Origin of the sequence: Pseudomonas sp. H9 (genome assembly GCF_004353925.1) — a bacterium.
In the GTDB taxonomy this organism is placed as follows: domain Bacteria; phylum Pseudomonadota; class Gammaproteobacteria; order Pseudomonadales; family Pseudomonadaceae; genus Aquipseudomonas.
In genome coordinates, this window is sequence record NZ_SMOK01000002.1 from 1 (window position 1) to 20439 (window position 20439).

Genomic DNA, 20439 nt, shown 5'->3' on the forward strand with positions numbered 1-20439 from the left:
GGCGACGTTTCGCACCACAAAGCGCCGGATGTCGGCTTGCTGTATGTGTGCGGCGGCATCCTGCTGTTGGCCTTCGCGATTCTGGTGGTGCGTTACGCTTCGTACCGCTACCCGTCGACCAAAGCCATCGATGCCAGCGGTAAAGAAATCGAAGAAAGCAAGTAACCAAACGGTGGGAGCGGGCTTGCCCCGCGATTGCAGTTTGTCAGGCACATTGCATCGCGGGGCAAGCCCGCTCCCACCGCCTTGACCCGCTTGCTCATCGGCGACGTTTCGCACCACAAAGCGCCGGATGTCGGCTTGCTGTATGTGTGCGGCGGTATCCTGCTGTTGGCCTTCGCGATTCTGGTGGTGCGTTACGCCTCGTACCGCTACCCGTCGACCAAAGCCATCGATGCCAGCGGTAAAGAAATCGAAGAAAGCAAGTAACCAGACGGTGGGAGCGGGCTTGTGTCACCTGCAATAAAAAAGGCGAGCCCATTGGGCTCGCCTTTTTACCGTCTGCGTTGTGTTATTCAGCTGATGCTGCGCGCTTGCTCGTTCTCGAGGAATTCTTCCTGTAGCAAGCCGTCGTTCTGAGCACCGTCAATGCTTTGCTGGGCCACCGCACGTTTGCTGCGCAGTTTGCCGTAGAAGTGCTCCAGTGCATGGTTGAGCTTGATCGCGGCGCCATCGACCGCCTGGTCGAGGGATGCGGATGTGTGGCTCACGGAAATCGGTTGATGGCCTTTTGGGCGTGCCTCCATCTGGCAGCGTTTGTCGTGCGGACCTGGCTTGGCGCCATTCTCGTCTCGCAGGTGGACCTCTACGCGGGTGAGGTCTTCTTCATATCGTTCGAGCGTGCTTTCTACTGTGCTACGGACCCACTCTTCCAGTCGAATGTTGCCTTGAATATGGTTGTCGCTATTGACTTGGATTTGCATAGTTCAATCCCTTATTCAGCTAGCTCGCAAGAGAATCGATGGGGCCTTGTCGGCCTGGAAACCATCGCCTCTTGACTACAAGGTCAGGCACTTGGCCGAACATTTCAAGCCCTTTTGAAAGATAAATTTCTTGTTGCAAAAAGCCCGGCGTCGGCCGGGCTTTTGCATGCGCTGGGTCAAAACGCGACAGAAGTCTGTAGGTATACCGTACGAGGCTCACCCACGTACTTGCCTTTGTTGTTGTCATCAAAGGAGCGTGTGTAGTACTGGTGATTGAGGATGTTCTTCACCCCAACGGCCACGTTCAGGTTCGCCAGTTGCGGGCCAAAATCGTAGCCCGCGCGGCTGCTGAACAGCATGTAGCCCGGGATGCGCCCGGTGCTGCCATCGGCACTTTCGGTCGAGGTGTTGGCGTTGTCGGCGAACTGGTCGCTCTGGTAGGTGCTGTCCAGGTTCAGCTGCCACGGGCCTTCGGTGTAACCGATGCCCAGGGTGCCTTTGTGGCGCGAGGAGAAGGGCACACGATTGCCCTTGTTCGGCCCGTCTTCGCGGATTTTCGCATCGACAAAGGCGTAGGTCGCATACACGTCAAAACCAGCCAGTGCCGGGTTCAGGCCTTCCAGTGCGTACTTGACGCTGGTCTCGATTCCTTGATGGCGGGTTTCGCCGCGGGCAATCACCGAGTCGTTGGTCTGGTTGCTTTCGTACTGGTTGTCGAAGTTGATCAGGAACGCGCCGATTTCCGCCTGCAACACACCGTCGTCATAGCGCGTACCCAGTTCCCAGGTGCGGGCCTTTTCCGGTTTCACTTCACCGCTGCTGACCCGGTTGGGCATCTGGCTGTACTGCACACTGCCAAACGAGCCTTCGGTGTTGGCGTACAGATTCCAGCTGTCGGTCAGGTGATACATCACGTTCAGTGCTGGCAGTGCGGTGTTGTAGTCGCCCTGGTAACGCACGCCGCTGATTTTGTTGGCCTGCTCGGAGTCGATCATTTCGTAGCGGATGCCCGGGGTGATGGTCCACTGGCCAATGTCGATACGGTCATCGAGGAAGATCGCGTGAGCATCGGTGCTACCACGGGTGTCACGGTCTTTGCGGCTGGCGGTGGTAGGCAACTGATCGGCGCTGATCGGCTCACGGTAGCGCAGTTCGTGGCTGGCTTCGTTGACGTAGCGGTAGCCGATACCCACTTCATGCCAGCTTTCACCGAGGGCGAAACCTTGCGAGAAGCGCGTTTCGATGCCGCGTACCCAGTACTCGCGGGGCGACAGCGAAATGAAGCTGCCCTGGTCGAGATAACCGCTGCGCAAGGTCTTGGTGAAGAAGCTGTTGACGCTGAATTGGCGAGCGTCTTCCTGGTAGTCGTAGCCGAGGTTGAACATGGTCCGGCGACCCCAGAACTTGTCGTCAAGTCGCGTCGACTGGTACGGGTCGGCGTCGTAATCGGCAACGCTCAGACCGCCGGGCATCTGTGCTTCACCTTCGTAATACTGGGCCATGGCGTGCAGGCTGTTGGCCTCGTCGAGCTGCAGTTTACCTTTGAGGATCAGGTCGTCGATCTGCGTGTCGCTGTGTTCGCGCCAGTCGCCGCCACGGGTGCCGGAGTACAGCAGGGCGCCGCCCAGGCCGTTGTCGTTGGTGCCGCCGGCGAGCAGGTTGGCGCTGGTCTTGAAGCCGTCATGGCTGGAAGACGGGCTGGTCTGGGTCTGGAAGCCTGCCTTGACGGTCGGTTCGTCTGGAATCGCCCGGGTCACGAAGTTGACGATGCCGCCGACGTTCTGCGGGCCGTAGCGCACCGCGCCACCCCCACGAACGACGTCCACGGCATCCATGTTGCCCATGCTGATCGGCGCGAACGACAACTGTGGCTGGCCATACGGCGCGAAGGGAACAGGGATGCCGTCCATCAGCACGGTAGAACGTGATGCCAGGCGCGGGTTGAGGCCACGAATACCGAAGTTCAGGGCCATGTCGTGGCTGCCGGTGCCGTTATTGTCTGGTGCGTTGACACCGGGAATACGGTTAAGCACTTCGCGGGCGGTGGTGGCGCCTTGGCGTTCGAATTCTTCACGGCGGATCACGTCGCGCGCGCCGGGATGCTCGAAGACGTTGTCTTGCTGAGCGACCCCCAACCAGTCACCGACCACGGTCGAAGTGCCCAGTTCTACCGGGGCACTGGCAGATGTTGCCGGTTGCAGGCTGAAGGCGTTTTCGCCTTCGGCACGCGCTTGCAGGCCACTGCCTTGCAGCAAAGCGTCCAGGCCCTGCTGTGGGCTGTATTGACCTTGCAGGCCGGGGCTTTGCACACCACTGGTCACTTGCGAGCCGAACGAGATCAGTACACCGCTTTCCCGGCCGAACTGGTTCAGGGCACTTTCCAGCGACATCGGGGCGATATGGTAAGTGCGTGCAGTGGCTTGTTCGGCCAGGGCAGGAACAGTGACAACGCTCAGGCCGATGCCGAACAGCAGTGGACGAAGGGCCTGGGCCAGTGGGCTGGGTCGAAGGGGCATGCAAGGTGTCCTTGAGAAGGTCAAAGCAAAGGGTTCTGCCTTCTCTGTCACGCGAGATGGAAAAACAGCTCAGGTGGTTTGAAGTTTTTTTCAGGCCCGTGCTTCGACCGTCACCCAGTAGCGGGTAAAGCGCCGCACACGTACCGGCAGGGCAACTTCCAGCAGGTCGAGAATACGTTCGCTGTCGGCCAGCGGATAACTGCCGGAAATCAGCAGGTCGGCCACTTCAGGGGCACAGTTGAGCTGGCCACGGCGGTAACGGCCCAACTCGTCGAGGAAGTCGCCCAAGCGCATGTGCGCAGCCACCAGCATGCCGTCGACCCACGCCCCGGCATTGCTGTCGATTAACTGCGTGGCCTGCCACTGCGGGCCGTTGAAGCGAGCCTGGCGCCCGGCGGCCAGGGGTTGGCCGGCAAGGCTGGCGCTGCCTTGGTGAACGCTGAGCTGGCTGTAATGGGGGTACTGGCGCAGGTTGTATCGACCGCTTTCGAGTTGCAGCAGGCCGAAGTCGGTGAGCAGGTGCAGCGGGCGGGTATCGTCAGCGACGGTGAGCTGTATTTCACCTTCAAGCAGGCGCACCAGGCGTAGCTGAGCATCGAACTGCACATCGGCGGCGCTGCGGGTGTTCAGGTGTAGCAGGCTGCCGTCGTCCAATGGTTGGCGACGTCGCTCGCCCACTGGGCTGCGGTAATCGGCCAGCAAGGTGGGCAATGGATTGTGTTGGTGCAGGGTCAAGCCAACGCTGCCTCCTACCCCCAGAATCAGCAAGGCCTTGAGTGCCCGGCGACGGCTGGCTGACTGCGGCGCTTGCAACGCCGCATGGGCCAGCGGCGAAGACAAACCACGTAGGCGCTGGTTGACGCGTTGGATGTGCTCCCACGCCCGGCGGTGTTCTTCATGGGCTTGCAGCCATTGCTGCAGTGCTTGCTGTTGGCGCGGATCGAGTGCTCCGCCCTGCAGTTCGATGAGCCAGTGCACAGCCTGCTCGGCCACCTGCGGCGAGAACGTCTGTTGGGCGCTGTTCACAGGGCAAAGTAACAGCGCAGGGCTGCCTTGTTCAGGTAACGCTTGACCGTGGCCAGGGAGATATTGAGCTGGGCGGCGATTTCGCCGTAGCTCAAACCATCGACCTGGGCCAGCAGGAACGCGCGTTTGACCACCGGGGCCAAGCCATCGAGCAGGCGGTCGAGTTCCAGCAGGGTCTCAAAGATGATCGCCCGGTGTTCCTCCGACGGCACCAACTCTTCTGGCAGTTGTGCCAACGCCTGGTAGTAAGCGCGCTCGATGTCTTGACGTCGGTAGTGGTTGAACAGCACGCGTTTGGCCACGGTGGTCAGGAATGCCCGCGGCTCGTTGAGCACGGGTGTTTCTCGGGCCTGCAACAGGCGCATGAAGGTGTCGTGGGCCAGGTCTGCGGCGTTGTCCGGGCAGCCCAGGCGTTGACGCAGCCAGCCGGTCAACCAGTTGTGATGGGCGTGGTAAAGGCCTTCGAGCGAGGAAGGGGAGGCACTGGGCACCGTGAACACTCCGGCGCCGTGATGCGCAACAGAATAAGAATTGTTCGCATTGTAGTGCTTCCCGTGGCGGTTCGGCAATCAGACGCAGACTGACGGCAAAAACGGAGGGTGGAAAATGTAAATAACGTAAATAAGCTGTACTCTCATTTGAGAATAAATAGCATTCGCTCCCTGAGTATCTTTACCCAATCTTTACTTTTCTCAGGGAGAGTTCTACGTGTCCCCGCTTTTCACCCGCTCCTGTCTCGCGCTCACCCTCTGCTCGCTGTACACCAACCACGCCAGTGCCAACGAGCAGAAGCCGATGGAACTGGACAACGTAGTGGTCACTGCTTCCGGTTTCTCTCAGCAAATCAAAGATGCGCCGGCGTCGATCTCGGTGATTACCCGCGAGCAGATCGAGAACAAGTCCTACCGTGATGTGACCGATGCTCTGAAAGACGTTCCGGGCGTAGTGGTTACCGGTGGCGCCAGTTCCAGCGACATCAGTATTCGCGGCATGGCCTCCAAGTACACGCTGATGCTGGTTGATGGCAAACGTCAGGACTCACGGGCTACCCGTCCGAACAGTGATGGCGCGGGGATCGAGCAAGGCTGGATGCCGCCGCTGGAAGCGATTGAGCGTATTGAAGTGGTGCGCGGGCCGATGTCGTCGTTGTATGGCTCCGACGCGATGGGCGGGGTGATCAACATCATCACCCGTAAAGTCACGCCGAACTGGTACGGCGGTGTGCGTAGCGAAGCCACCTTCCAGGACCGTTCCGACTCGGGTGACTACAACAGCACCAGCGCCTTCGTCTCCGGGCCGCTGATCGAGAATCTGGTCGGTTTGCAGCTCTATGGTCAAACCTCGAACCGTGACGAAGACGACTTTACCAACGGTTTTAACGAGCAGAGCACCGACAGCGGCACGGCCAAGCTGTCGTTCACCCCTGACGAACACAACGACATCACCTTCGAGGCGGGTAAGTCTGAGCAGGAGCGTAATGCGCACAAAGGCAAGTCGGCGCGTTCCTCCGACAGCTTCAGTGACTACGAGCGCACCAACTTCGCCATCAGTCACTCTGGTCGCTGGGAAAGCATCACCACTGACAGCTACCTGCAGCGCGAGAAGATCGAGAACCCGGGCCGGCGCATGGAGCTGGAGAACACCGTGCTCAACTCGCAGGTGTCGTTCTTCAGCGATTCGCACATCACCACCATCGGTGGCTCGTACAAGTACGAAGACCTGACCGACGAAGGTAACCAACTGGCCGCAGCCTCCGACGTCAACCAGCTGACGCGTTGGTCGTGGGCGCTGTTTGCTGAAGACGAATGGCGTCTGACCGAGGCGTTCGCGTTGACCGGTGGCATTCGTATGGATAAAGACGAAAACTACGGTACACATTGGTCGCCACGCTTGTACGGCGTGTATCACCCAACCGAGCACTGGACCGTCAAAGGTGGTGTGTCCAGCGGCTATCGTTCGCCGGACATCCGCGCGGCCGTGGATGACTGGGGGCAGATCACTGGCGGTGGTGGCGACCCGGCAATCATTGTGGGTAACTCCAACCTCAAGCCGGAAAAGAGCCTGAGCCAGGAAATCGGCGTGATCTGGGACAACCTGGAAGGGTTCTCCACGGGTTTGACCGTGTTCAACACCGACTTCAAAGACAAGATCACCGAAACCCGCCGTTGCACCGACAGCACTGGCGGTGCCTCGGGGCAGTGCCAGATCGGCGGGACCTCGTACAAGTTCATCAGTGACCGGGTGAACGTCGATGAAGCACAGATGCGCGGTATTGAAGCGACGCTGGATTGGGACATCACCCAGGCGCTGAAGCTCGCCACCAACTACACCTTCACCGACTCCGAGCAGAAGAGCGGCCCACAGAAGGGCAAAGCCCTGAACCAGATGCCACGGCATATGGTCAACGCCACCCTGGACTGGCAGACCACCGACCAACTGGGTACCTGGGCGCGCCTGAACTACCGCGGCAAGACGTCTGACTACCTGGGCCGCACCACCATGTCCGATGGCACACCGTCTTACACCTTTGTCGACCTCGGCGGCACCTACCGGGTGACCAAGAACGTGAAGCTGCTGGCGGGCGTCTACAACGTGTTCAACAAGGAAGTCGATTACGAGAATTACCAGACCGTGCTGGATGGTCGTCGTTACACCGTCGGTATCGATCTGTCGTTCTGACAATCAGGCCTGCGGCTTTGCATATGAGAATATAACTCATTATTATTGGCTTCCTCTTCACTAGGAATGGACGCCATGAAAAGCAAAGCCGCCGGCTTGCCCCTGAATTATCGCCTGGCTGTGACCTCACGCTGCCTGGCCGCTGTGTTCGGGGGGTATTTGCTGGCGGCCATGGCCAGCGTCTGTGTCACCCTGTTGGCACCGATGCCCAAAGCAGAAGCCGTGCTCACCGGCATGATGCTGTCCTTCTTGTTCTACTTGGTAGCCTTTCTCTGGTGCTTTGCCAGCCGCAGTGCCTGGCAGGCCTGGCAGGGTGTGTTGCTGCCGAGCCTGGTGCTCGGGGTGATCAACGGTCTGGCTTACTGGATGAAGAACTGATGAAAGAGGGCTTTCGCCAGGCCATGGCCTGGCTGCACACCTGGACCGGGCTGATATTCGGGTGGTTGCTGTTTGCGATCTTCCTCACCGGGACGATGTCGTACTTCAAGGAAGAGATCAATCACTGGGCCAAGCCTGAGGTGAAAGCGCGCGCGCTGGAGCCCATGAGCAGCCTGGCCTTGGCGCAGGACTATCTGGAGCAGCATGCACCCAACGCGCGCAGTTGGTTCATCCGCCTGCCAGAAGCGCGTGAACCCGGCTTGAGTGTCGGCTGGAGCGCAGAGGGTGCAGGGCCACGCGGTTTTGTCGATAAAACCCTCGACCCTGCCACTGGCGCTGAGGTGCAGGCCCGTGAAACCCGCGGCGGTGAATTCTTCTACCGCTTCCATTTTCAGCTGGAAATGCCTCACCCCTGGGGCCGCTGGTTGTCGACGTTTGCCGCGCTGATCATGTTCATCGGGCTGGTGACCGGCATCATTATCCACAAGAAGATCTTCAAGGAGTTCTTCACCTTCCGCCCAGGCAAAGGCCAGCGCTCCTGGCTGGATGGGCACAACGCGATTGGCGTTCTGGCGCTGCCGTTTCACTTGATGATCAGCTACAGCAGCCTGGTGATCTTCATGTCGCTGGTGATGCCGGCGAGCATCATTGCCAGCTATGGCGACAACACCCGCGGCTTTTTCAATGACTTGTTCGGCGCGCCCGAACAGCTCAAGGCGGCCGGTACTGCCGCGCCGCTGTTGCCATTGCCGACGCTGTATCAGCAAGTCCAGGAGCAAGTGCCCGGCACTCGCGTGGGCTGGATCGAGGTACAAAACCCCGGCGACCAGAACGCCCGCGTGCGTTTCTCGCATCATGGTGGTGATCGGATTGCCTACAAGCGGGGCGGTGGCTGGACTTTCGATGGCGTCAACGGCGACTTGCTCGGTGGCAATAAGGCCGAGTCTGTCCCGGTGCTGATCGTCGGTGGCATGTATGGTTTGCACATGGGCAAGTTCGCCGAGCCGTGGCTGCGCTGGCTTTACTTCTTCTTTGGCGTGCTCGGCACAGCGGTGATTGGCACTGGCCTGGTGATGTGGCTGGGCAAGCGTCAGCTCAAGCATGCCAAGAGCGGTACGCAGCCTTTCGAATTGCGTCTGGTAGAAGTATTGAACATCGCCAGCATGAGTGGCCTGTTGCTGGGCGTGGCGGCGTTCTTCTGGGCTAACCGATTGCTGCCGGTGGGCCTGGAAGGTCGTGCGGGTTGGGAGGTCAACAGTTTCTTCCTGCTGTGGGGGCTGGCGCTGGTACACGCCATGCTGCGACCGGGGCGTCGCGCCTGGGCGGAACAGCTATGGTTGGCTGCGCTGTTGTGGGCCGGTTTGCCGCTACTCAATCAATTGACCACGGAGCAGGGGTTGATGCAGGCGATTCCTGCAGGCGACTGGGCCATGGCCGGCTTCGACCTGACTGCATTGGGTTGTGGCCTGTTCTTCGCCTGGGGCGCACGCAAGATGCAGCGGCCACCGGTGGTGGCAGCCAAGCGCGCCCCCAAGGCTGCTAACGCTGCCAAGGCCGCTAAGGCCACCCTGATCGAAAGTGAGGTCAGCTGATGCTCGCCGTTACCCTGTTCGGTTTTGCTGGCTTTGCCTGCCTGTGCCTGGCCATGGAGAAGCATTACAAGGAATTGCTTGGCGCCACACCCAGCAGTGCGCGCTTACGCATCTTGCGTATCGGAGGCTGGTTGTTGCAGTTGCTGGCGCTGGCTTTGGCTGTGCGTCACAGCGGTTGGGCCATGGGCCTGGTTGAATGGTTTGCAGTGTTGATGGCAGGGGGCACCCTGTGGGTGTTCCTACTGCCGTATCAACCACGGTTGTTGCTCGGGTTGCTTGGCCTCAGCCTGGTGCTGGGGCCGGTAATGCTGATACTGCCTCAGTAAGTTAGGGCCTGAAGGCGGCCCTATACTCACCCGGCGTCGCCCCAAGTGCCTGGCGAAAACGGTTGCTGAAATGGCTGGCACTGGCAAAACCGCAGCGCAGGGCGATTTCGCCCAAGGCCAACTCGCCAAAGCGCAGCAACTGCCGCGCCGTGGCCAGGCGCCGGGCCAACAGGTATTGGTGGGGCGGTAGGCCGAAGCTCGCGCGGAACATTCGTGCGAAATGGTATTCGGACAAGTTGCACAGGGCGGCCAGCTCACCGAGGGTCAAGGGTTGGTCCAGGTGCGCTTCAATGTAATCGCACAACTGTCGGCGTTGGTGCGCCGCCAGGCCACCTTTCAAGCGCAGGCCCTGGCGCAGGCCAACCTGGCTGAGCACGGCGTGGTCGAGAATGTCGTGGGCCAGGGTGCTGGTCAGCAGGCGCTCGCCGGGCTCGTCCCAATCCAAATCAATCAATTGGTGAAAGCGCTGTGCTTGCACAGGGTCGTCAAGGAAGGTCGCTTCCTGCAATTGCAGCTCACGTGGTTCGCGGTCGAGCAGGCGGATGCAGCCCAGGGCGAATTGTTCCTGGCTGATATACAGATGAGCAAGGCGGATCGAGCCATTGACCACCCAGTGCGATGCCGAACCTGCGGGCATGATGCACAGTTTGTCGGGCGCACCTTTGAGGCCGGGTTGTTCACGGCGGAAGGTGCCGGTGCCGTCGGCGATATAGCACGACAACGTGTGGTGGCTGGGCGCTTCGTAGTCGCGGGCATCGTGACGGTTGTTCCACAGGGCTGCAGCCAGGCCGTCGCCCAACTGCGCGCTGTGCTCCAGGCGGGCATGGGGCGAGTCGTGCATGGCTTTGAAAACTTGCAGTTGATCCAGTGCGTTCATCAGCGACTCCTCAGGCCTTCATCCTACGCTGCCAGACAAGGCCTGACAGCAGTGAGCCGTGCAAAAGCGCAAGAATCTGCAAGCGCGCAGGCTGCTTGCGGCAGGAGACTTAAGGCCTGAAGTCGAGGAGTAAGGCCATGAACCTGACGTTGTATTTACTGACCGTATTGATCTGGGGCACCACCTGGATCGCCCTGAAACTGCAGTTGGGTGTGGTCGCCATTCCGGTGTCGATTGTCTATCGCTTCGCCCTGGCGGGATTGATCCTGTTTGTCATCTTGTTGTTCAGCCGCCGCCTGCAGCCGATGAACCGGCGCGGCCACGGTGTCTGCCTTGCGCAGGGTTTTTGCCTGTTCTGCGTCAACTTCATGTGCTTTCTGACCGCCAGCCAGTGGGTTCCCACCGGGCTGATCGCTGTGGTGTTTTCCACCGCTACCTTATGGAATGCGCTGAACGCCCGAGTGTTCTTCGGCCAAAAAATCGCCGCCAATGTGCTCGGTGGTGGTGCGTTGGGATTGATCGGCCTTGGCTTTTTGTTCTGGCCGGAACTGTCAGGCCATACCGCCAGCCGTGAAACCCTGATCGGTCTGGGCCTGGCGTTGCTTGGCACTTTGTGTTTTTCGGCGGGCAACATGCTGTCGAGTTTGCAGCAGAAGGCTGGCTTGCGGCCAATGACTACCAACGCCTGGGGCATGTTGTATGGGGCCGGGATGCTTGCAATTTATTGCCTGGTCAGTGGCATTCCGTTCGATATGGAATGGAATACGCGCTACATCGGCTCGTTGCTCTACTTGGTGATTCCGGGCTCGGTGATCGGCTTTACGGCCTACCTGACCTTGGTTGGGCGCATGGGGCCGGAGCGTGCGGCGTATTGCACCGTGTTGTTCCCGCTGGTGGCGTTGAATGTGTCGGCGTTCTATGAGGGCTATCAGTGGACGGCCCCGGCGCTGTTTGGTTTGGTGTTGGTGATGTTGGGGAATGTGTTGGTGTTTCGGAAGGCTAAGCCAGATCGCGGGGCAAGCCCGCTCCCACAGGGATCGGTGAAAGCTCTGTAGGAGCGGGCTTGCCCCGCGAAAGCAGTTACTTCCAAACCTGCGGATTAACCAGATCCCGCGGACGCTCGCCGAGCAGGGCGCTACGCAGGTTGTCGATAGCGCGGTTGGCCATGGCTTCGCGGGTTTCGGCAGTTGCCGAGCCTACGTGCGGCAGGGTCAGGGCATTAGGCAACTGGAACAGCGGCGATTCAGTCAGCGGCTCTTTCTCATACACGTCCAGGCCGGCACCACGGATGGTGCCGGTACGCAGGGCCTCAACCAGCGCCGCTTCGTCAACCACCGGCCCACGGGACACGTTGATCAGGAAGGCGCTGGATTTCATCAACTGCAGTTCACGGCTGCTGATCAGGTGCTTGGTCTGGGCACCCAGCGGTACCACCAGGCAGACGAAATCGGCTTCGGCCAACAGTTCGTCCAGGCTGCGGAACTGGGCGCCGAGTTCCTGTTCCAGTGCGGTCTTGCGTGAGTTGCCGCTGTAGATGATCGGCATGTTGAAGCCAAAGCGGCCACGGCGGGCGATGGCTGCGCCGATGTTGCCCAGGCCAACGATACCCAGGGTTTTACCGTGTACATCGCTGCCGAACTGGGCCGGGCCGACGGTGGCCTGCCATTGCCCGGCCTTGGTCCAGGCATCGAGTTCAGCAACACGCCGGGCGCTGCCCATCAACAGCGCGAAGCCGAGGTCAGCGGTGCTTTCGGTGAGCACGTCGGGGGTGTTGGTCAGGGCAATGCCGCGCGCGTTGAGGTAGTTCAGGTCGTAGTTGTCGTAGCCCACCGAGACGCTGGATACCACCTCCAACTTGGCGGCATTGGCCAGTTGTGCTTCACCGAGCTTGCGCCCCACACCGATCAGGCCGTGGGCCTCGGGCAAAGCTTCGTTGAATTGCGCGCTGATGTCGCCGAGCTTGGGGTTGGGGACGATTACGTTGAAGTCTTGCTGCAGGCGTTCGGCCATCGCCGGAGTGATACGGCTGAAGGCGAGGACAGTCTTTTTCATCTGCGAAATCTCTGCTGGCGGTGAAGAATGGGTAGCACGCTATCATTCTCTACCGCCTCTGTGCAGCAAGATTTCTGTACTGGCGGACTTGCTGTAGGAGCGGGCTTGCCCCGCGATTCGGTGTGACTGACAGATCGCTATCGCGGGGCAAGCCCGCTCCCACAGCAAGCCCGCTCCTACCAGTCAGATTTCAGTTGGCGATCAGCAGCTCGTGGGTCTTGAGGTCGGCTTCATGGGCGGCGAGGATTTCCGGCAACGAGTTACGCAGGTACTCCACCCAGGTTTTGATCTTGGCATCCAGGTACTGGCGCGATGGGTAGATCGCGTACAGGTTCAGTTCCTGCAAGCGGTAGTCCGGCATCACCCGCACCAGTGAGCCGTCACGCAGCCCGTCGATGGCCGAGTAGATCGGCAGTACGCCAACGCCCATGCCACTGCGGATCGCGGTTTTCATTGCATCAGCCGAGTTCACCTGGAACGGCGCCTGGGTGATGTTGACCATCTCCTGGCCTTCCGGGCCGTCGAACAACCATTTTTCCAGCGGAATCACTGGGCTGACCATGCGCAGGCAGGCGTGGTTGAGCAAGTCGCTGGGCTTATGGGCCACACCGTGCTGTTTCACATAGTCGGGCGAGGCGCAGACGATGCTGTAGGTGATGCCCAGGCGCTGAGACACAAAGCCCGAGTCCGGCAGCTCGCTGGCCAGCACGATGGACACGTCATAGCCCTCGTCGAGCAAGTCCGGCACGCGGTTGGCCATGGTCAGGTCGAAGGTTACGTCCGGGTGGGTTTCGCGGTAGCGGGCGATGGCATCGATGACGAAATGCTGGCCGACGCCTGTCATCGAATGCACCTTCAACTGCCCGGCCGGGCGCGCGTGGGCGTCGCTGGCCTCGGCTTCGGCTTCTTCGACATAGGTCAGAATCTGTTCACAACGCATCAGGTAACGCTTGCCAGCTTCAGTCAGGGCGATGCGTCGGGTGGTGCGGTTGAGCAGGCGTGTTTGCAGATGGGCTTCAAGATTGGAGACCGCCCGCGAGACGTTGGCGGTGGTCGTATCCAGTTGCACGGCCGCGGCAGTAAAGCTGCCGACTTGCGCTACGCAACTAAAAGCACGCATGTTTTGCAGGGTGTCCATGGGTCGCTCTCAAAGTAGACGACAAATTGTGACATGAAGTAACCGGGGCGGTCTTCAGACTAAAGCCGGATTATCGCCGTTTTCGTAACAAAGATTCGCAGTAATACACGCTTATCGCCAGTGCAGCTGCCCCCTAGAATTGCGTCTCCAAGCGTCATCCACCTTCTACGTCGGGAATTCGCAGCTGTGCCGCGTCGCATCATCAGAGCGCTGAATGCGCTCAGTGTCTGTGCCTTTAGCTTGACCTTGAGCGGCTGTATCGGAACCTGGGGCATTGCCCCGCAAAGCAAGACGCTGCAAGCCAATACCCTGACCACCTCTGAGGCGATCCGCGAGGCCGCCCAGGATGCCCACTGGCCTGACCAGCAGTGGTGGCGCGCCTATGGCGATCCACAACTGGATCGCTGGATTGCCCTGGCCGTCAGTAACAGCCCGACAATGGCCATGGCCGCTGCGCGAGTGCGCGAGGCCAAGGCCATGGCCGGTGTGGTCGAGTCTGCCGAGAAACTGCAGGTCAACGGCGAGTCGACGCTCAAGCGCCATAACTGGCCGGAAGACCAGTTCTACGGCCCTGGCGCCTTGTCGGGGGCCAATACCTGGGACAACAACGCCGCGTTGGGCTTCAGCTACGCCCTGGATCTCTGGGGACGTGAACGCAATGCCAGCGAGCAGGCCGTGGACATGGCTCATATGAGTGCGGCGCAGTTGCGTCAGGCTCAGCTGGAATTGCAGAACAACATCGTCAAGGTGTACATCCAGCTGTCACTGCACTTTGCCCAGCGCGATATCGTCAAAGCCGAGCTTGAGCAACAAGAGCAGATTCTGGCCCTGGCCGAACGCCGCCTGGCCGGTGGCATTGGTACCCACTTCGAAGTCAGTCAGGCGCAGACGCCGCTGCCGGAAACCCACCGTCAGCTTGATGCCTTGAACGAAGAAATTGCCCTGGCGCGTAACCAACTGGCGGCATTGGCCGGTAAAGGCCCGGGCGAGGGCGCGCAGGTGCAGCGGCCGCAACTGTCGCTCGGCGCAGCCTTGAAACTGCCATCGACGCTGCCTGCCGAACTGGTGGGCCAGCGCCCCGATGTGGTCGCCAGTCGCTGGCAGGTTGCGGCGCAAGCCCGAGGCATTGATGTCGCTCACGCCGGGTTCTTCCCCAACGTCGATTTGGTCGGTGGCCTCGGTTTCATGGCCACCGGCGGCGGTGCGCTGGAGTTTCTGACCGGGCGCAAGTTCAACTACAACGTCGGCCCGGCGATCAGCCTGCCGGTGTTTGATGGCGGCCGTCTGCGTTCGCAGTTGGGTGTGGCGTCGGCGGGGTATGACATCGCCGTCGCGCATTACAACCAGACGGTGGTCAACGCACTCAAGGGCATTGCCGACCAGTTGATTCGCCGTGAGTCGATGAACGAGCAGCAGCATTTTGCAGCGGAGTCGGTGGCCTCGGCGCAGAAGACCTACGACATTGCCATGATCGCCTTCCAGCGAGGCCTGACCGATTACCTCAATGTGCTCAACGCCCAGACTTTGCTGTTCCGCCAGCAGCAGATCCAGCAGCAGGTCCAGGCTGCACGCCTGAGTGCCCATGCCGAGCTGGTTACTGCGCTGGGTGGCGGTTTGGGCGCCGGTAATGACGTACCGAGTGAAGATAAACAGCAGGCGCCAAAAACGCCGGCGACCCTGGCGATCTTCGACAAGCCGGATCACGCCGAATGAGCGCACTGACACTGCCATTTCGCTGGTTGGCATCCCTTGAGTGGCGCCGTGGTTTTTTCGAGTGGGCACGCACCGATGGCGTGACCTGGGTGTACATCTTCAAGGTGCTCAGCGCAGCGTTTCTGACTCTGTGGCTGGCCATGCGCCTGGAATTGCCGCAGCCGCGCACGGCGATGATCACCGTGTTCATCGTCATGCAGCCGCAGAGCGGGCATGTGTTCGCCAAGAGTTTCTGGCGTTTGCTCGGCACCTTGGCCGGCTCATCGATGATGGTGCTGTTGATTGCGTTGTTTCCGCAGAACACCGAGTTGTTCCTGCCGAGCCTCGCCATCTGGGTTGGCCTGTGTTCCGCCGGGGCCATGCGCTACCGCACCTTTCAGGCTTATGGCTTCGTGCTTGCCGGCTACACCGCTGCAATGGTTGGTTTGCCGGTCTTGCAACACCCTGACGGCGCGTTCATGGCCGCGGTCTGGCGGGTGCTGGAGATCTCTCTGGGCATTCTGGTGTCGACCCTGGTCAGCGCCGCGATCTTGCCGCAGTCGGCCGGTGTGGCGATGCGCAATGCCCTGTACCAGCGTTTTGGCGTGTTCGCCGGTTTTGTCGTTGAAGGCCTGCGCGGCGAAAGCCAGCGTGATCGCTTCGAAAGTAGCAACGTGCGCTTTATCGCCGAGGCGGTCGGCTTGGAAAGCCTGCGCAACGTTACCGCGTTCGAAGACCCGCACATGCGCCGGCGCAATGGCCGCCTGGGTCGTATGAACAGCGAGTTCATGGCCATCACCACGCGTTTCAACGCCTTGCACCAGTTGCTTGAACGCCTGCGCCTGCGTGGGCCGTTGCAGATCGTCACGGCAATTGAACCAGGCCTGGCGGCCTTGGCCGAATTGCTTGAGGCTTATGCCGGGCGGGCCTTGACCAGCGCTGATGCGGCGCGGCTGGCCGAGCAACTGGCTGCCTACAAGGATGGCTTGCCGGAGCGCGTGCGCAGCCTGCGTGCTGCCTACGTCGAAACCGGGCCGAGCGATGCCGACCTGCTCGACTTCCATACGGCTTACGAGCTGCTCTATCGCTTTGTCGATGATGTGCACAGCTATGCCCTGACCCATGCCTCGCTGGCCGAGCACAACCATGCCCGTGAGCAATGGGACGAGCCTTATGTGGCACAGACCAACTGGATGGTGTCGCTGGCCGCCGGTTTACGCGCCTCATTCATTTTGCTGGTGTTGGGCAGTTTCTGGATCCTCACCGCTTGGCCAAGCGGGGCAATGATGACCCTGATCGCAGCGGCCACCGTAGGCCTGTCGGCGGCTTCGCCGAACCCCAAGCGGATGTCGTTTCAGATGGCCTGCGGCACCTTGATTGGTGCCTTCATCGGCTTTTTCGAGACCTTCTTCGTGTTCCCGTGGATCGACGGCTTCCCCTTGCTCTGCCTGGTGCTTGCGCCGGTGTTCGTGCTCGGGGCCTTCCTGGCGTCGCGCCCGGCGTATGCCGGGGTCGGTCTGGGCCTGCTGATCTTCTTTGCCACCGGCTCGGTGCCAGACAACCTCACGGTGTACAATCCGTACAATTTCATCAACGACTACATCGCCATGGTCATCGGCATGCTGGTATGCGCAGCAGCCGGCGCGATCATCCTGCCGCCGAACAGCCGTTGGTTGTGGAGCCGCCTGGAGCATGACCTGCGCAGTCAGGTGCTGTTCGCCATCACCGGGCGCCTGCGTGGCCTGGGCTCGGCCTTCGAGAGCCGCACCCGCGATCTGCTACACCAGGCCTATGGCCTGGCTGCCGGTAAACCTCAGGTGCAGAGCAGCCTCTTGCGTTGGATGTTCCTGGTGTTGGAGGTGGGCCACGCGATCATCGAGCTGCGCAAAGAGCAGGCGATCCTGCCGGTGCACCCGTGCTATGCCGAATCACAACCCTGGCGTCAGGCAATCCGGGTCATGGGCCGGGCGCTGGCGCGTTTGTTCCTGCAACCGAGTGTAAGTAACCACGAACGTGCCCTGGTGGCGGTAGATCACGCCATCAGCCGGGTGCAGGCCACCGATGAGCCGTTTGCCCGCCACTTCGACACCTCGGCACTGCGCCGGGTGCAGAGCTACCTGCATTTCATCCGTACCTCGTTGCTCGACCCTCAGTCGCCGCTGGCCGCATTGGCCCCGGCCCAAGGACTGCCCCATGCCCCGTGAAATCGCCTTCCATGGCGTCTACATGCCGACCATGACCCTGATGTTCCTGTTCGCCGCCGGGCTTGCCTGGGGCCTGGACCGGTTCATCGCCAGTTATGACGGCTACCGCTTCTTCTGGCATCCGGCGTTGCTGCGCCTGTGCCTGTTCATTTGTTTGTTCGGATCCATGGCCCTGACTCTCTACCGTTGAGACCCCTGTTGATGAAAAAGTTTTTCAGCCTGATCGCCACCTTGCTTGTATTGGCTGCTGCCGTGGTGATCGGCCGCCAGCTCTGGGTGCACTACATGAATACCCCCTGGACCCGCGACGGGCGGGTGCGCGCCGACATCATCAACGTAGCTGCGGACGTACCGGGGTATGTAGTCGATGTGCCGGTGCGTGACAACCAGTTGGTGAAGAAGGGCGACCTGCTGATGCAGATCGACCCTGAGCACTACGAAGTGGCGGTTAAACAGGCGCAGGCGTTGGTGGCCTCACGCAAGGCCACCTGGGAGATGCGTAAGGTCAATGCCAACCGGCGTGCCGACCTCGACAACCTGGTGATCTCTCGCGAGAACCGTGACGACGCCAGCAACATCGCCAATTCGGCCCTGGCCGATTACCAGCATGCCCAGGCGCAACTGGCAGCCGCTGAACTGGACCTCAAACGCACCAGAATTCTGGCCACCGTCGATGGCTACGTGACCAACCTCAACGTGCACCGAGGCGACTATGCGCGCACTGGCGAGCCGAAAATGGCGGTGGTCGATAAAGACTCGTTCTGGGTTTATGGCTTCTTTGAAGAAACCAAGCTGCCACGGGTGAAAGTCGGAGATCAGGCTGAACTGCAAATGATGAGCGGCGAAGTGCTGCAGGGCCATGTCGAGAGCATTTCCCGGGGCATCTACGACCGCGACAACCCGGAGAGCCGTGAGCTGATTGCCGACGTTAACCCGACCTTCAACTGGGTGCGCCTGGCCCAGCGGGTGCCAGTGCGCATTCATATCGATGAAGTGCCGGAAGGCTTTTTGCTGGCTGCGGGTACCACCTGCACAGTGGTAGTGAAGCCGTCGCAGGGCAAGCCAGCTCCCACAGAGGGCTGACATCCAATCCTGTGGGAGCGGGCTTGCCCCGCGATGCGGTGCGCCAGAAAAACTGCAATCGCAGGGCAAGCCAGCTCCCACAGAGGGCTGACATCCAATCCTGTGGGAGCGGGCTTGCCCCGCGATACGGTGCGCCTGAAAGACTGCAATCGCAGGGCAAGCCAGTTCCCACAGAGGGCTGACATCCAATCCTGTGGGAGCGGGCTTGCCCCGCGATGCGGTGTGCCAGAAAAACTGCAATCGCAGGGCAAGCCAGCTCCCACAGAGGGCTGACATCCAATCCTGTGGGAGCGGGCTTGCCCCGCGATGCGGTGCGCCTGAAAGACTGCAATCGCGGGCCAAGCCAGCTCCCACAGTCAGGTGCTTCGCGAATCCACCAACACTGGGCAATCCACCTGATCAATCACCTTGCTGCTGATCGACGGATCAAGCAAGCGCCCCAGGCGGCTCAGGTGGCGATGTCCCATGACAATCAAGGCACAGCCGAGCCGCTGTGCTTCACTGACAATTACGCTGACCGGATCACCCTGAACCAGCGCACCGTCACTGGCGAATCCCATGTCCTGCAGCCGTTGCGCTGCCGATTGCACCGCCAGGTTGGCATGGCGCTGCTCGTCGCTGGCCGCCGGGTACTCCTGCTGTTCGTACAGGCCGATGCTGCCTACGGTAAAGGCCGTGTCGATGGCCAGCACCACATGCAGGCGATGGCGTTCGGGCTGGCAGTACTGTTGTGCAAGCTGCAGCAAGGCATGGGAAGCGTTGGAGCCATCGATGGCGATCAAGACGGGACTGAGCATGCACGGCTCCACTGGGCCACTATCAAGCCGAGCATTGTTGGTCAGGCATTGGCTCAGATAAATGGCGTTGCATGCATTGTGTAGTTGCGTGCGGTGCAACTCGGCGGCCATAGCCGAGCTGTTAACATCACTGTTTATTGGCCCAAGGATAATTGCACATGCAGATTCCGGATATGAACCTGTTGGTTGCCCTCGACGCGTTGCTCGATGAGGGCAGTGTGGTGGGCGCCGCACGGCGCATGAACCTGAGCCCGGCAGCAATGAGCCGAACCTTGGGGCGTATCCGCGAGGCCATCGGCGACCCGATTCTGGTCCGCGCCGGCCGTGGACTGGTGCCCACTCCGCGAGCGCTGGCCCTGCACGATCAGGTGCGGGCGCTGGTCGAGCAGGCCGGTCTGGTGTTCCGCAGCCGTGAGGAGGTCGATCTGGCCACTCTGGATCGGGCTTTCAACATCCGCACCAATGATTTGTTCATTGCCCTGTATGGCGCGCAGTTGCTGCGCACTATGCATGAGCAGGCGCCGCAGACGGTGCTGCGTTTTGTGCCGGAGGGCACCGGCGATGATGATTCGGTACTGCGCGACGGGCGCACCGATCTGCTGGTCAGCTCGACCATCGACCTGGGGCCCGAGATCAAGGTGCAGAGCCTGTTCAACACCATCTATGTTGGCCTCGCCCGTGAGGATCACCCGATCTTCGACGCCGAGATCACCCCCGAGCGCTTTGCCGCTTACCCGCAAATCAGCGTGTCGCGCCGTGGCCGTGCCAACGGGCCGATTGACCTGGAGCTTGCCAACTACAAGGTGCAACGCCGGGTTGCGCTGATCACCCCGAGTTTTCATTCGGCGATGTTTTCCCTGCCCGAGTCCGACTTGTTGCTGCCGATGCCGGCCAACATCCTCTCTAGCGTGACCAAGCTGGGGCTGCCGCTGCGTTCATTCCGCATTCCGCTGCCGATGGAGCGGGTCACGGTGATGCAAGCCTGGCATCCGCGCTTTGATAACGACCCGGCCCACCGCTGGCTGCGCCAAACCCTCAAAGCCTGCTGCAGCGAGAGCCCGTGAAGCACGGATTGCGTTTAGTGCACTAGTAAACTGCCGATATGTCAGTTTTCGACAACATTGACCCTTCAATAGACTTCTGCGGGTAGTTGTTC

The 20439-nt window shown here is 60.7% G+C and carries 18 protein-coding genes and 2 pseudogenes; 12 read left to right on the plus strand and 8 right to left on the minus strand.

The window, feature by feature from the left end:
* Together E1573_RS00010 and E1573_RS00015 are read left to right on the plus strand one after the other, a co-directional pair.
* Positions 1-165, plus strand: a pseudogene (locus E1573_RS00010) (phosphate-starvation-inducible protein PsiE); the annotation flags it as partial.
* 69 nt (positions 166-234) lie between these two features.
* Positions 235-429: pseudogene (locus tag E1573_RS00015) on the plus strand (phosphate-starvation-inducible protein PsiE); the annotation flags it as partial.
* An 86-nt stretch (positions 430-515) separates the two neighbouring features.
* Here E1573_RS00015 and E1573_RS00020 read toward each other — a convergent pair.
* The 4 genes from E1573_RS00020 to E1573_RS00035 form a co-directional block, all read right to left on the minus strand.
* A complete protein-coding gene (locus E1573_RS00020) occupies positions 516-923 on the minus strand; it encodes an HPF/RaiA family ribosome-associated protein (RefSeq protein WP_133209361.1) in 408 nt (135 codons plus the stop codon).
* Positions 924-1099: 176 nt separating this feature from the next.
* Entirely contained in the window at positions 1100-3439 is a 2340-nt protein-coding gene (fecA, locus tag E1573_RS00025) for a TonB-dependent Fe(3+) dicitrate receptor FecA (RefSeq protein WP_133209363.1), read from the minus strand.
* A 90-nt stretch (positions 3440-3529) separates the two neighbouring features.
* The gene (locus E1573_RS00030; protein WP_133209365.1) at positions 3530-4465 is read right to left on the minus strand and encodes a DUF4880 domain-containing protein; all 936 of its coding nucleotides are present in this window, start codon (positions 4463-4465) and stop codon (positions 3530-3532) included.
* A complete protein-coding gene (locus E1573_RS00035; protein ID WP_133209367.1) occupies positions 4462-4956 on the minus strand; it encodes a sigma-70 family RNA polymerase sigma factor in 495 nt (164 codons plus the stop codon). The genes E1573_RS00030 and E1573_RS00035 overlap by 4 nt, the downstream gene beginning before the upstream one ends.
* Before the next feature lie 217 nt (positions 4957-5173).
* Here E1573_RS00035 and E1573_RS00040 point away from each other — a divergent pair, with 217 nt between their 5' ends.
* From E1573_RS00040 to E1573_RS00055, 4 genes are all read left to right on the plus strand, one after another.
* Complete coding sequence (locus E1573_RS00040) at positions 5174-7144, plus strand: ligand-gated channel protein (protein ID WP_133209369.1); 1971 nt, start codon at positions 5174-5176, stop codon at positions 7142-7144.
* A 75-nt stretch (positions 7145-7219) separates the two neighbouring features.
* Positions 7220-7522 carry a DUF3649 domain-containing protein gene (locus E1573_RS00045; protein ID WP_133209371.1) on the plus strand — a complete coding sequence of 101 codons (303 nt, stop codon included), beginning with the start codon at positions 7220-7222 and terminating at the stop codon, positions 7520-7522.
* Positions 7522-9114, plus strand: a complete 1593-nt coding sequence (locus tag E1573_RS00050; protein WP_133209373.1) for a PepSY domain-containing protein — start codon at positions 7522-7524, stop codon at positions 9112-9114. The genes E1573_RS00045 and E1573_RS00050 overlap by 1 nt, the downstream gene beginning before the upstream one ends.
* Complete coding sequence (locus E1573_RS00055) at positions 9114-9440, plus strand: DUF3325 domain-containing protein (RefSeq protein WP_133209375.1); 327 nt, start codon at positions 9114-9116, stop codon at positions 9438-9440. The genes E1573_RS00050 and E1573_RS00055 overlap by 1 nt, the downstream gene beginning before the upstream one ends.
* A 1-nt stretch (position 9441) precedes the next feature.
* Here the strand turns inward: E1573_RS00055 and E1573_RS00060 are convergent, their stop codons facing one another.
* Positions 9442-10317 carry a helix-turn-helix domain-containing protein gene (locus E1573_RS00060; protein ID WP_133209377.1) on the minus strand — a complete coding sequence of 292 codons (876 nt, stop codon included), beginning with the start codon at positions 10315-10317 and terminating at the stop codon, positions 9442-9444.
* Between the two features lie 137 nt (positions 10318-10454).
* On the opposite strand from E1573_RS00060, the gene E1573_RS00065 reads away from it, so the two are divergent.
* Entirely contained in the window at positions 10455-11372 is a 918-nt protein-coding gene (locus E1573_RS00065; protein WP_133209379.1) for a DMT family transporter, read from the plus strand.
* Between the two features lie 25 nt (positions 11373-11397).
* On the opposite strand, the gene E1573_RS00070 is transcribed toward E1573_RS00065, so the two are convergent.
* Together E1573_RS00070 and E1573_RS00075 are read right to left on the minus strand one after the other, a co-directional pair.
* Positions 11398-12369, minus strand: a complete 972-nt coding sequence (locus E1573_RS00070) for a D-glycerate dehydrogenase (RefSeq protein ID WP_133209381.1) — start codon at positions 12367-12369, stop codon at positions 11398-11400.
* 190 nt (positions 12370-12559) lie between these two features.
* A complete protein-coding gene (locus tag E1573_RS00075) occupies positions 12560-13507 on the minus strand; it encodes a LysR family transcriptional regulator (protein WP_133209383.1) in 948 nt (315 codons plus the stop codon).
* 186 nt (positions 13508-13693) lie between these two features.
* On the opposite strand from E1573_RS00075, the gene E1573_RS00080 reads away from it, so the two are divergent.
* From E1573_RS00080 to E1573_RS00095, 4 genes are read left to right on the plus strand one after another with little or no spacing between them, the layout of a single operon-like run.
* Positions 13694-15220, plus strand: a complete 1527-nt coding sequence (locus tag E1573_RS00080; RefSeq protein ID WP_133209385.1) for an efflux transporter outer membrane subunit — start codon at positions 13694-13696, stop codon at positions 15218-15220.
* Positions 15217-17403, plus strand: coding sequence for an FUSC family protein (locus E1573_RS00085; RefSeq protein WP_133209387.1), 2187 nt, complete (start codon positions 15217-15219; stop codon positions 17401-17403). Before E1573_RS00080 ends, E1573_RS00085 begins: the two co-directional genes overlap by 4 nt.
* Positions 17393-17593, plus strand: coding sequence for a DUF1656 domain-containing protein (locus E1573_RS00090; RefSeq protein ID WP_038607063.1), 201 nt, complete (start codon positions 17393-17395; stop codon positions 17591-17593). The genes E1573_RS00085 and E1573_RS00090 overlap by 11 nt, the downstream gene beginning before the upstream one ends.
* A gap of 11 nt (positions 17594-17604) precedes the next feature.
* Positions 17605-18486: an HlyD family secretion protein gene (locus E1573_RS00095; RefSeq protein ID WP_133209389.1), complete on the plus strand. Its 882-nt coding sequence runs from the start codon at positions 17605-17607 to the stop codon at positions 18484-18486.
* Positions 18487-18842: 356 nt separating this feature from the next.
* Here the strand turns inward: E1573_RS00095 and E1573_RS00100 are convergent, their stop codons facing one another.
* Positions 18843-19283: a universal stress protein gene (locus E1573_RS00100; RefSeq protein ID WP_133209391.1), complete on the minus strand. Its 441-nt coding sequence runs from the start codon at positions 19281-19283 to the stop codon at positions 18843-18845.
* A 158-nt stretch (positions 19284-19441) separates the two neighbouring features.
* Between E1573_RS00100 and E1573_RS00105 the strand changes: the two genes are divergently transcribed.
* On the plus strand, positions 19442-20347 hold the full coding sequence (locus E1573_RS00105) for a LysR family transcriptional regulator (RefSeq protein ID WP_133209393.1): 906 nt from the start codon (positions 19442-19444) through the stop codon (positions 20345-20347).
* Positions 20348-20439 lie beyond the last annotated feature (92 nt).

Excerpts from the sequence above, each read along its gene's own strand:
- E1573_RS00020 (WP_133209361.1), bottom strand. The coding sequence starts at position 923 with ATGCAAATCCAAGTCAATAGCGACAACCATATTCAAGGCAACATTCGA.
- fecA (WP_133209363.1), bottom strand. The coding sequence starts at position 3,439 with ATGCCCCTTCGACCCAGCCCACTGGCCCAGGCCCTTCGTCCACTGCTG.
- E1573_RS00045 (WP_133209371.1), top strand. The coding sequence starts at position 7,220 with ATGAAAAGCAAAGCCGCCGGCTTGCCCCTGAATTATCGCCTGGCTGTG.
- E1573_RS00050 (WP_133209373.1), top strand. The coding sequence starts at position 7,522 with ATGAAAGAGGGCTTTCGCCAGGCCATGGCCTGGCTGCACACCTGGACC.
- E1573_RS00055 (WP_133209375.1), top strand. The coding sequence starts at position 9,114 with ATGCTCGCCGTTACCCTGTTCGGTTTTGCTGGCTTTGCCTGCCTGTGC.
- E1573_RS00060 (WP_133209377.1), bottom strand. The coding sequence starts at position 10,317 with ATGAACGCACTGGATCAACTGCAAGTTTTCAAAGCCATGCACGACTCG.
- E1573_RS00065 (WP_133209379.1), top strand. The coding sequence starts at position 10,455 with ATGAACCTGACGTTGTATTTACTGACCGTATTGATCTGGGGCACCACC.
- E1573_RS00070 (WP_133209381.1), bottom strand. The coding sequence starts at position 12,369 with ATGAAAAAGACTGTCCTCGCCTTCAGCCGTATCACTCCGGCGATGGCC.
- E1573_RS00075 (WP_133209383.1), bottom strand. The coding sequence starts at position 13,507 with ATGGACACCCTGCAAAACATGCGTGCTTTTAGTTGCGTAGCGCAAGTC.
- E1573_RS00085 (WP_133209387.1), top strand. The coding sequence starts at position 15,217 with ATGAGCGCACTGACACTGCCATTTCGCTGGTTGGCATCCCTTGAGTGG.
- E1573_RS00090 (WP_038607063.1), top strand. The coding sequence starts at position 17,393 with ATGCCCCGTGAAATCGCCTTCCATGGCGTCTACATGCCGACCATGACC.
- E1573_RS00095 (WP_133209389.1), top strand. The coding sequence starts at position 17,605 with ATGAAAAAGTTTTTCAGCCTGATCGCCACCTTGCTTGTATTGGCTGCT.
- E1573_RS00100 (WP_133209391.1), bottom strand. The coding sequence starts at position 19,283 with ATGCTCAGTCCCGTCTTGATCGCCATCGATGGCTCCAACGCTTCCCAT.
- E1573_RS00105 (WP_133209393.1), top strand. The coding sequence starts at position 19,442 with ATGCAGATTCCGGATATGAACCTGTTGGTTGCCCTCGACGCGTTGCTC.